8 protein-coding genes, 1 tRNA gene and 3 pseudogenes are annotated in these 10,866 nt (G+C 62.9%); 9 read left to right on the plus strand and 3 right to left on the minus strand.

Going from position 1 to position 10,866, the window contains the following annotated elements; translation table 11 throughout:
• The first annotated feature begins 123 nt into the window (after positions 1-123).
• From ctaD to MYXE_RS09700, 5 genes and pseudogenes are all read left to right on the plus strand, one after another.
• The gene (gene ctaD, locus MYXE_RS09685; RefSeq protein WP_085194941.1) at positions 124-1,872 is read left to right on the plus strand and encodes an aa3-type cytochrome oxidase subunit I; all 1,749 of its coding nucleotides are present in this window, start codon (positions 124-126) and stop codon (positions 1,870-1,872) included.
• Positions 1,873-2,003: 131 nt separating this feature from the next.
• A complete protein-coding gene (locus MYXE_RS24410) occupies positions 2,004-2,135 on the plus strand; it encodes a transposase (protein ID WP_232061778.1) in 132 nt (43 codons plus the stop codon).
• Between the two features lie 64 nt (positions 2,136-2,199).
• Positions 2,200-3,346, plus strand: a pseudogene (locus tag MYXE_RS09690) (IS3 family transposase).
• A gap of 73 nt (positions 3,347-3,419) precedes the next feature.
• Entirely contained in the window at positions 3,420-3,608 is a 189-nt protein-coding gene (locus MYXE_RS09695) for a hypothetical protein (protein WP_161552078.1), read from the plus strand.
• The gene (locus MYXE_RS09700) at positions 3,605-4,429 is read left to right on the plus strand and encodes an IS3 family transposase (protein WP_112649938.1); all 825 of its coding nucleotides are present in this window, start codon (positions 3,605-3,607) and stop codon (positions 4,427-4,429) included. Before MYXE_RS09695 ends, MYXE_RS09700 begins: the two co-directional genes overlap by 4 nt.
• 75 nt (positions 4,430-4,504) lie before the next feature.
• On the opposite strand, the gene MYXE_RS09705 is transcribed toward MYXE_RS09700, so the two are convergent.
• From MYXE_RS09705 to MYXE_RS09710, 3 genes and pseudogenes are all read right to left on the minus strand, one after another.
• Entirely contained in the window at positions 4,505-5,077 is a 573-nt protein-coding gene (locus MYXE_RS09705; RefSeq protein WP_232061779.1) for an IS3 family transposase, read from the minus strand.
• A gap of 115 nt (positions 5,078-5,192) precedes the next feature.
• Positions 5,193-5,429: pseudogene (locus tag MYXE_RS25260) on the minus strand (hypothetical protein); the annotation flags it as partial.
• Positions 5,426-5,737 carry a transposase gene (locus MYXE_RS09710; RefSeq protein WP_112649940.1) on the minus strand — a complete coding sequence of 104 codons (312 nt, stop codon included), beginning with the start codon at positions 5,735-5,737 and terminating at the stop codon, positions 5,426-5,428. The gene MYXE_RS09710 and the pseudogene MYXE_RS25260, both read right to left, overlap by 4 nt.
• Before the next feature lie 26 nt (positions 5,738-5,763).
• Between MYXE_RS09710 and MYXE_RS09715 the strand changes: the two genes are divergently transcribed.
• The 4 genes and pseudogenes from MYXE_RS09715 (at position 5,764) to MYXE_RS09730 (ending at position 10,593) form a co-directional block, all read left to right on the plus strand.
• The gene (locus tag MYXE_RS09715) at positions 5,764-6,411 is read left to right on the plus strand and encodes a site-specific integrase (protein WP_085193284.1); all 648 of its coding nucleotides are present in this window, start codon (positions 5,764-5,766) and stop codon (positions 6,409-6,411) included.
• A gap of 5 nt (positions 6,412-6,416) precedes the next feature.
• Positions 6,417-6,490 (plus strand) — tRNA-Ile (locus MYXE_RS09720).
• A gap of 193 nt (positions 6,491-6,683) precedes the next feature.
• A pseudogene (locus tag MYXE_RS09725) lies at positions 6,684-7,930 on the plus strand (IS256 family transposase).
• 668 nt (positions 7,931-8,598) lie between these two features.
• The gene (locus MYXE_RS09730; protein ID WP_161552080.1) at positions 8,599-10,593 is read left to right on the plus strand and encodes a SidA/IucD/PvdA family monooxygenase; all 1,995 of its coding nucleotides are present in this window, start codon (positions 8,599-8,601) and stop codon (positions 10,591-10,593) included.
• Positions 10,594-10,866 lie beyond the last annotated feature (273 nt).

Below are 10,866 nucleotides of genomic sequence, written 5' to 3' on the forward strand. Positions count from 1 at the left end.
CTCTGCGGCTTGGCGGCGGTGCAGGGGTTCCGGCCGTTGCGAGAATCGCACTCGTGAACTCCCGAGCCAGCGGCCGCACGTTTGAGGATATCCAGCCTCGGGAACATCCAGCGGGAACATGCCATGACTGCTGAAGCGCCGTCTGTCTTGCCATTTCAAGCGCGCCGCCCGTTTCCGGCCCGGATGGGCCAGAAGGGCACACTGGTCTACAAGCTGATCACCACTACCGATCACAAGATGATCGGCATTATGTACGTCGTCACCTGCTACGCGCTGTTTTTCGCGGGTGGGTTAATGGCGCTGTTGATGCGCACCGAGCTGGCGGCGCCCGGCCTGCAGTTCTTGTCGAATGAGCAGTACAACCAGCTGTTCACCATGCACGGCACGATCATGCTGCTGCTGTATGCCACCCCGATCGTGTTCGGGTTCGCCAACCTGGTGCTGCCGCTGCAAATCGGCGCACCCGACGTCGCCTTTCCGCGGCTGAACGCCTTCTCCTACTGGCTGTTTTTGTTCGGCGCCCTGATCGTCCTCGCGGGCTTCATCACCCCGGGCGGGGCCGCCGATTTCGGCTGGACCGCCTACACCCCGCTGTCCAACGCCGTGCACAGCCCGGGAGCCGGTGGGGATCTGTGGATCATGGGTTTGATCGTCGCCGGTCTGGGCACCATCTTGGGTGGCGTCAACATGATCACCACCGTGGTGTGCATGCGCGCGCCTGGAATGACGATGTTTCGCATGCCGATCTTCACGTGGAACATCCTGGTGACCTCGATCCTGGTACTGCTGGCCTTCCCGACCCTGACCGCCGCCCTGTTCGCACTGGCCTACGACCGGCACCTGGGCGCCCACATCTACGACCCGGCCAACGGCGGCCCGATCCTGTGGCAGCACCTGTTCTGGTTCTTCGGCCACCCCGAGGTCTACATCGTGGCGCTGCCGTTCTTCGGGATCGTCACTGAGATCCTCCCGGTGTTCAGCCGCAAACCGGTCTTCGGCTACACCACCCTGGTTTATGCCACCCTCGCTATCGCGGGGCTATCGATGACGGTGTGGGCCCATCACATGTTCGCCACCGGCGCGGTGCTGCTGCCGTTTTTTTCGTTCACGTCGTATCTGATCGCGATCCCCACCGGGCTCAAGTTCTTCAACTGGGCCGGCACCATGTGGAAGGGGCAGCTGACGTTTGAGACCCCGATGCTGTTTGCCGTCGGCTTTCTGGTGACCTTTCTGCTGGGCGGGCTGACCGGAGTGCTGCTGGCCAGCCCACCGCTGGATTTCCACGTCCACGACTCCTATTTCGTGGTGGCCCACTTCCACTACACGCTGTTCGGCACGATCGTGTTTGCCACCTTCGCCGGCACCTACTTCTGGTTTCCCAAGATGACCGGCCGGCTGCTCGATGAGCGGCTGGGCAAGTTGCACTTCTGGTTGACGTTCATCGGATTCAACACCACGTTTTTGGTGCAGCACTGGTTGGGCAACGCTGGCATGCCGCGCCGCTACGCCGACTACCTTCCCACCGACGGGTTCACCACGCTCAACATCGTGTCCACCGTCGGATCCTTCATCTTGGGCGCGTCGATGCTGCCGTTCGTGTGGAATGTGTTCAAAAGCTGGCGCTACGGCGAACCGGTCACCGTCGATGACCCCTGGGGATACGGCAACTCGCTGGAGTGGGCCACCAGCTGCCCGCCACCGCGACACAACTTCACCGAACTGCCCCGCATTCGCTCCGAACGCCCGGCCTTCGAACTGCACTACCCGCATATGGTCGAACGACTGCGCGCCGAATCCCACATCGGCAGCCGGGCGGTGGGCAGTGAGCCTGAGACCCGTCCGGGTCGACGCAGAGCGGCCGACCGCAGCTAATCGTGCGGATGAAGTAGGGCCGCGTAGTTGCAGCGGATTCACTTTCGTTGCCGACACCTGTGGTTCCCCCGGTTTCTCGGAGACTTCCGGACCAGGTTTGATCATGCAAGCCTGGAGAAAGGAAGTTCGCGGTGGCAGCGCACAGGAAGTACCCCGTCGAGCTGCGTGAACGCGCGGTGCGGCTGTATCGGGAATCTGATCCCAAGCCGGTGATCGCGCAGCTGGCTCGCCAGCTCAACGTGCATCTGGCGTGTCCCCGGTGAATGAGTCCGCCTTGTTTTAGAGTCCTGTGGCCCCGAAGTGGGGCTGGAAGGGACGATGAATCACATGGCTGGCCGGAAGAAATATTCCGCTGAGGATGTGGTGCGTAAGCTGCGCCGCGCTGACGAACTCGCCGCGGCGGGCAAGACCAACGAAGAGATCGCCGCCGAGCTGGAGGTGTCAGCGGCGACGCTGTACAACTGGCGGCGCGCCTACGGCGGGATGGATCTGGAGGCGGCCAAAGAACTCAAAGAGCTGCGGGAGCAAAACACCCGCTTGAAGCGGCTGCTGGCTGAGGCTGAGCTGCAGAAGGATGCTTTGCGGGAGGTGGCCAAGGGAAAATTCTGAACCCGGACGCCAAGCGCCGCGCCGTGGACATGCTCAAAGAAATTCTGGGCGTGTCGGAGCGGCTGGCGTGCAAAGCGGTCGGGCTGGCCCGCTCCACTTATCGGCGCAGCCCGCTCGCCCAGACCCCTGCTGACCCTGACGCCGAGCTGCGCCAATGGCTGCGTGACTACGCTGCTAAGCACCCGTGCCATGGGTTTCGTCGCGCGTGGGCCGCACTGCGCCACGACGAGCACCGGGAGGTGAACAAAAAGAAGGTCCACCGGCTGTGGAAGGAGGAAGGCCTGCAGCGGCGGGTGCACAGCCCGCGCAAGCGGACAGGTCAGTCGTCGTGGCCGGCTGAGGTGGCTGCCGATGCGCCGAAAGTGGTGTGGGCGATCGATTTCCAGTTTGACTCCACCATCGACGGCAAGGCCGTCAAGATCGCGTCGATGATCGACGAGCACACCCGCGAATCGCTACTGAATATCGTGGAACGCTCGATCACCGCCGAGCGGCTGATCGAGGACTTGGAGAAGTGTTTCACCGCGGCGGCGGCCCGCCGATGGTGCTGCGGATGGACAACGGTCCGGAACTCATTTCCCAAGCGCTGCAATCGTTTTGCGCCGGGAAGGTGGGGATGACTTACATCCCGCCCGGGGCGCCGTGGGAGAACGGCTACATCGAATCGTTTAACAACCGACTACGAAGGGAGTGCCTCAACCGCAACCATTGGACCAACCTGCTTGAGGCTCGCGTCGTCATCGACGACTTCAAGCACGAACACAATCATCGACACCGTCACTCGGCGCTGAGCTACCTCACTCCGGTCGAGTACGCTGCCCAATGCAGCCACACCCATCACCCCGTGGCCTGCGAGATCAACTGAAATCGGTATCAATCACAACCTGGCTCCAAAACCAGGTGGACCGACTATCGGGGACCTGCCACATCCGGAGGCATTGCGGAACTGGATCCGCCAGGACGAGGCTGACCGGGGTGAGCGTGACGATCGGCCGACGACAGAGATGATCGCGGAGAACCGTCGGTTGCGCGCGGAGAACAAGGAGCTGCGCCGAGTCAACGAGGTGTTGCGGGCGGCGAGCGCTTATTTCGCCCAGGAGATCGGCCCGACCCGGAGGCTGTCATGAATTTCATTGGTGCTCATGGCTTCTCGGTCGATCTCGTATTGCGGGTCCTGGGAATTGCGCCGTCGACGTATTATGGCTGGCGCAAGGCGCGCAGGCAGCCGTCGCGGCGGGCTCGCGAGGATGCTGAGCTGTTGCGGTTGGTCGATGAGATCCGCGGCGAGAGCGAGTTCGCCGCCACCTATGGATCGCCGCGGGTGTGGCTGGAACTGCGCAACCGTGGCATCCGGGTCGGCCGCAAACGCGTCGAGCGGATCATGCGCGAAAACGGACGTCAGGGCGCCTACCTGCGTCGAGGCTGGAAGCACGGGTCGACCCGGCAAAACCCCAAGCACACCGCCGCGCCGGATTTGCTCGGCCGCGACTTCACCGCCACCGCACCCAACCAGAAGTGGGTCGCCGATCTGACCCGCATCCTCACCCTGGAAGGCGTGCTGTGGCTAGCCAGCGTGCGGGATGCGTTTTCCAACAAGGTCGTCGGCTGGGACAGCGGCCCGCGTGCGACCACCGAGCTGGTGTGCTCGGCGCTGGACTACGCGCTGTGGTCACGCGACATCCGCGACGGGCAGCTCATCCACCACAGCGACAAGGGCTGCCAGTACACCTCGGTCAGGTTCACCGGACTTCCCGCGGTTTCCCGGAGACTTGTCTATCTGGGATTCGGCAAGTCTATCTGGAGATTGGCAACCCTTCTGGTTGAAGGGGGTGGCTCGGAGGCTGGGTGTGGGCGCCCAGACCGGGCAGGTCCTCGACTTGGCCCTTTGACCTGCCCACAGGGCGTGCAGAGGCTCACGGGTCAAGGGTGGCCGAAGGCCATCGCGTAGCGGCGCGCAGCGTCCTTGACGCGGGAGGGGCACGCCCGTAGCCGGCGCGGCCCACACCCGGCCGGGGGCGAGACGTCACGCTGAGCGTGGCAAGGTCCCCACGGAGGCGTCAGCAGGGCCTTGGGTGGCCTGCCAGGCGGCCTCGTAGCGATCCGGTGAGAGCCCGCCAAGCCCGGCTTGAATGCGTCGCGGGTTATACCATCCGTCGATATAGCGGAACAACGCCGCCTGCGCTTGGGCTCGTGTAGCAAAAGTGGTTGCCGGCCAGTAGATTAACTCGACCTTGATGGTCGACCACAGGTTCTCGGCGAGGGCATTATCGAAGCTGTCCCCGACGCCTCCGGTGGAGGGGGCGATGCCAGCATCCAGCAGGCGCTGGGTGAACCTGACCGAGGTGTACTGGCAGCCCTTGTCGCTGTGGTGGATGAGCTGCCCGTCGCGGATGTCGCGTGACCACAGCGCGTAGTCCAGCGCCGAGCACACCAGCTCGGTGGTCGCACGCGGGCCGCTGTCCCAGCCGACGACCTTGTTGGAAAACGCATCCCGCACGCTGGCTAGCCACAGCACGCCTTCCAGGGTGAGGATGCGGGTCAGATCGGCGACCCACTTCTGGTTGGGTGCGGTGGCGGTGAAGTCGCGGCCGAGCAAATCCGGCGCGGCGGTGTGCTTGGGGTTTTGCCGGGTCGACCCTATGCTTCCAGCCTCGACGCAGGTAGGCGCCCTGACGTCCGTTTTCGCGCATGATCCGCTCGACGCGTTTGCGGCCGACCCGGATGCCACGGTTGCGCAGTTCCAGCCACACCCGCGGCGATCCATAGGTGGCGGCGAACTCGCTCTCGCCGCGGATCTCATCGACCAACCGCAACAGCTCAGCATCCTCGCGAGCCCGCCGCGACGGCTGCCTGCGCGCCTTGCGCCAGCCATAATACGTCGACGGCGCAATTCCCAGGACCCGCAATACGAGATCGACCGAGAAGCCATGAGCACCAATGAAATTCATGACAGCCTCCGGGTCGGGCCGATCTCCTGGGCGAAATAAGCGCTCGCCGCCCGCAACACCTCGTTGACTCGGCGCAGCTCCTTGTTCTCCGCGCGCAACCGACGGTTCTCCGCGATCATCTCTGTCGTCGGCCGATCGTCACGCTCACCCCGGTCAGCCTCGTCCTGGCGGATCCAGTTCCGCAATGCCTCCGGATGCACGTTGAGCTGGCGAGCCAGCTGCGCGATCACCGGCTTGGGATCAGATTCCCGATACGGCCGCACCGCGCGTTCACGCAGCTCGACGGGGTACTTCCTGTGCGCTGCCACCGCGAACTTCCTTTCTCCAGGCTTGCATGATCAAACCTGGTACGGAAGTCTCCGAGAAACCGGGGGAACCACAGGTCGCCAGGGCGACCGAACGTTTTGAGACCCTGACACTTGTCCTCGGGTACTGCGGCCTGCGTTTTGGGGAAGCGGCAGCGTTGCGACGTAAGCATGTGGGGGATCGGGAGCTGACCGTGAGAGCGTCGGCGACTTATGTGACCGACAGCGGCATCGTGGAAACAACGACCAAGACAAACCGGACTCGGCATGTTCCGATCCCCGAGCCCGTATGGCAGCGGCTCAAGAGAGAACTACCGGACAAGCCGGATGCGTTGGTGTTCCCAAGTCACCGCGGCGGATACCTGCCGATCGAGGAGTACCGCCGGGCTTTTGACAAGGGCTGCGCAGCGGTTGCCATAGAGGGGCTGGTGCCTCACGGCCTACGCCACACCACGGCGTCCCTGGCCATATCGTCGGGCGGTAATGTCAAAGTCGTGCAAAGGCTACTAGGCCATGCTTCCGCCGCGATGACGCTGGACCTGTACGGTCACTTGTTCGATGACGACCTCGCGGGCGTTGCTGCGGCGTTAAGCAAAGCAATCAAACGTACTGCGGTATCACTGCGGTACCCCTCGACAGGTGAGATTGCTAAAAGTCACAACAGTCTAGCTAGTTAGCACTGGGGGCGGTAGCTCAGTTGGTTAGAGCCGCGGACTCATAATCCGTTGGTCGCGGGTTCGAGTCCCGCCCGCCCCACGTCAGACAGGCGAGCAGCGCAGACAGTCGATGGGCACGTCCTAAGGTCGAATCGAACCAACGCCCGGCAGTTGCGTCCAGGGGCGTGGTGTATGAGCCGGTAGGGCCGGTGGGCGTGTCGTAGCGCGGTAGAGGGCGGTCATCGCGTGATCCTTCGAACGATCAGCAAAGTCAACCGAAGGAGAGCAACGCGATGACCTCACCACACCTTATCGACGCCGAGCAGCTGTTGGCCGACCAACTCGCCGAGGCCAGCCCGGACTTGCTGCGAGGGCTGCTGTCGGTGTTCATCCACGCCTTGATGGGCGCGGAAGCCGACGCCATCTGCGGGGCCGGCTACCGCCAGCGCAGCGATGAGCGGTCCAACAGTCGCAACGGCTACCGGCATCGTGATTTCGACACCCGCGCCGGCACCATCGATGTGGCCATTCCCAAGCTGCGTCAGGGCAGCTATTTCCCGGACTGGCTATTGGAGCGACGCAAACGCGCTGAGCGGGCGTTGACCAGCGTGGTGGCCACCTGCTATCTGCTGGGAGTGTCCACCCGGCGGATGGAACGCCTCGTTGAAACACTGGGTGTGACGAGGCTTTTCAAGTCGCAGGTGTCGATCATGGCCAAAGAACTCGATGAGCAGGTTGAGGCGTTTCGCACCCGCCCGCTTGACGCCGCCCGTACACGTTCGTCGCCGCTGATGCCCTGGTGCTCAAAGTCCGCGAGGCGGGCCGCGTCGTGGGCGTGCACACCCTGATTGCCACCGGCGTCAACGCCGAGGGCTACCGCGAGATCCTGGGTGTGCAGGTCAGCTCCGCCGAGGACGGGGCAGGCTGGCTGGCGTTCTTCCGCGACCTGGTCGCCCGCGGCCTGTCCGGGGTGGCGCTGGTCACCAGCGACGCCCACCCCGGCCTGGTCGCCGCGATCGGGGCCACCTTGCCCGGAGCGGCCTGGCAGCGCTGCCGCACCCATTACGCGAACAACCTGATGGCGGCCACCCCGAAGTCCTCCTGGCCGTGGGTGCGCACTCTGCTGCACTGCATCTTCGACCAGCCCGACGCCGAATCGGTTGTTGCCCAATACGATCGAGTCCTCGACGCATTGTCGGACAAGCTCCCCAGAGTGGCCGAACACCTCGACGCAGCCCGCCCGGATCTGTTGGCGTTCACCGCTTTTCCCAAACAGATCTGGCGCCAAATCTGGAGCAACAATCCCCAGGAACGGCTCAACAAAGAAATCAGGCGCAGGACCGACGTCGTGGGCATCTTCCCCGACCGGGCCTCGATCATCCGCCTCGTCGGTGCCGTGCTGGCCGAACAACACGACGAATGGATCGAAGGACGACGCTACCTGGGCCTTGACGTGCTCACCCGCGCCCGCACAGCACTGACCAGCACCGACGAGCCCGCCGGACAGCAAACCAACACCACCCCAGCCCTGACCGCCTAGACTGCCACCCGAAGGGTCACGCGATCGAACGAACTCTTACACCACGTCACTGGGCTTGGCCCGCCCGGCCCTTGCCGTGATGCGTACATGACAGATCCATACTGCGCGCGTCGTTGTTGGTGGCGCGGGCGGACGGACCGCGCCCCGACCGAGATCCGAGGTTGGTGCCCAACCCAGTCGTATCCCGCCGGGGCACGAAGTCCCAAGCAACACGATGGATGCAGCTGTACCCCGGGCTGTCCTGGGAGTGTCGACCCGCTCGCGCGGCGAAGCAAACGACGCATCAACGCACCGTCGGGCGTTTGGCAACCCTACTTCACGGGAATCACAACCGAAGGGGTGGGTAGCGTTGAATTCGTCGAGCGGGTCGCTTTAGACTCAGGCACCGATTCATTCGTGTTTTATCGGACACGCGACAAATTAGGGGGGGAGGCGAACGAACTTGAAAGGCATGGGTCCGTAATCAGCCGGGCGCGCGTGTGCTATAGGTATTTTGGTGCGGCACAACCTGCCTGATAGTTGCGGCTCAGGCTGTTTCTGGTGTTCTCAATGCTGGCAGGTGACGCCGTACGTTCTGTTTTTTGAACAACAGTTGAACGTAATTAGACCGGTGTAGCGCCGAAGAGCCTGCGACAGAGATGGCGCGAGAAAGACATCGGGAGGACCGAATGACATCTGTGTTACCCGGTGAGGACGATTCAGACCTCGACTTCATCGGCATCGGTTTCGGGCCTTCGAACCTTGCGTTAGCGGTAGCAGCCGAGGAACTCATCCCGAACTGGCGGGGGCTGTTTCTCGAACGCAGCCAAAGCTTCCAGTGGCATCCGGGAATGATGCTCGAGGGCGCAAGAATGCAGATATCGTTTCTGAAAGACCTTGCGACACTGCGGAATCCAGCAAGCCGATACACATTCCTTCAGTACGCCAAAGCCAGAGGACGGCTTGAACAGTTCGTCAACATCAACGAATTTCGCCCCACCCGCCTCGAGTACAACGACTACCTCAAATGGGTCGCCGAGTCCTTCGCCGACCGGGTCCGTTACGGCGCCGTCGTCACCGCGGTGGTACCCCTCCGCGACTCGCCCTCCCCAGCGGATCGGTTCGCCCGGCTCAGGGTTTACGTACGTGACGAAAGCACCGGTGTTGAAACCTGCTTTTCGTCTCCTAACGTCGTTTATGGCGGCGGCGGTGTGCCCCGCCTTCTCGGTGCCCGGAATACATCGGCGGTGGTGCACTCAAGCGCATTTCTGCCTAATTTCCCTAACCGTTTCAATGAACCAGATAAAGCTTATCGCTTCGCGGTTGTTGGAAACGGTCAAAGCGCAGCAGAAATTGCCGAGTATCTGCTAAGCCATTACCGCAGAGCGACCACTCATTTATTCATATCGGACCATACACTCCGGGCCACCGATCATTCGCCGTTCATCAATGAACACTTTTTCTCGGTCAAAGCAGCGGAATTCTACGACTATCCGCCCGCGAAGCGGGCCGCCCTGCGCAACGAACTACGGCTAACAAATTACGGCGTCGTCGACGCCGATGTGCTGCAGAAGCTGTACCAGATCGCCTACCTCGATGAGGTGCGGGGATGTCGCCGGTTGTTCCTGCACGGTGAGTCGCGGCTGTCGCGAGTCGAAGAGATTGATGGTCGTGTCGTGGCCAGGTTCGAGGACCGGTTCAGCGGCGAGTCTCACGAGTTCGACTTCGACGGCGCAGTCCTAGCAACCGGTTACGACCGTGTGCTAGACGCCGAGATTTTCCGGGAGGTTTTGCCGCACGTCCTGCGCGACGAGTCCGGTGAGATCTCGCTGTCGCGCAGCTGCCGGGTCAATACCGGGCCGGCGCTGACAGCCGGGCTTTTCCTGCAGGGGTACGGCGAGGCGTCGTTCGGGATCGGCGACACGTTGCTTTCACTGCTGCCGTTTCGGGCGCAAGCGATTGCACAAGAGATTGCCGCCAGCCGCCACCGCGATGCGGTGACCGTTCGCCAGCGACCGGTAGGCGACTATCCCCCTAAGCGATATCTGGAGACCGATCCTGATCGTTTGCGCGCCGTCATCGAACGGTATCGATTCGCCACCCTGATCTCCGCTCGAGCAACCGATGAGCCTGTGGTCACACAGCTGCCCCTCACCCTCGACACATCGCGGGGGTCACACGGGGTGCTCTTCGGTCACATGGACCTGGCCAATCCACACGCCGAACTTCTCGACGGGCGCCCGGTGCTCGCGTTGTTTCACGGTCCAAACGGATACATCCCTCCACACCAGTCAAACCAACTGCCCACATGGAATTCCATCACCGTGGAGGTCCGGGGGCGTGCGCGGATCTTGCGGGACAAGGACGCCGTCGTCGACGGCCTGCGCGGCATTGCGGCGGCGGCCGACCCGTCGCCGGGCGGCTTCCGGCTGACTCGGGAAGCGGCAAGCGATGAGCGGCTCTTTCCATTCCTCGTCGGTTTCGAGATCGACATCGACGAGATGGTCGGGCGTTTCAAGCTGTCCCAGGATCGCGACGATCGGGATCGTTGGCTGGCCGCTCGTACTCTCGCGCATGGCCTGGAGCAAGATGACCGCGACCTTGTCGCCTCGATCGTCGAACTCCCCCTCGATCGCGACCACGACCCGATCCCGCTACGGCGAGCGCGCACTTCGGGAACATGACAAGACGCATGCACACGGCCTTGCGTGCCGACCACCTGCTGCGCAGGACAGTCGGTGTCATAGACAAAAATTTAGCGAGTCGGCCGACGTGCCATCGCGCTCAATTGCGGCCCCGGTGCATTTTTGGGGTGCGTTCGGATAAGAAACGGTTCGTTGTTTCGATTTTCACTGATATTCCGAAACCGGAGGTAATCTCGCCGACCAGCTTTCTGAGGGTTGGCGCCGACATGACTGATGGGAGCACTTCGGTTCGGAGGTTCCCGGAGGAACGCA

This window comes from Mycobacterium xenopi (assembly GCF_009936235.1).
GTDB lineage: Bacteria > Actinomycetota > Actinomycetes > Mycobacteriales > Mycobacteriaceae > Mycobacterium > Mycobacterium xenopi.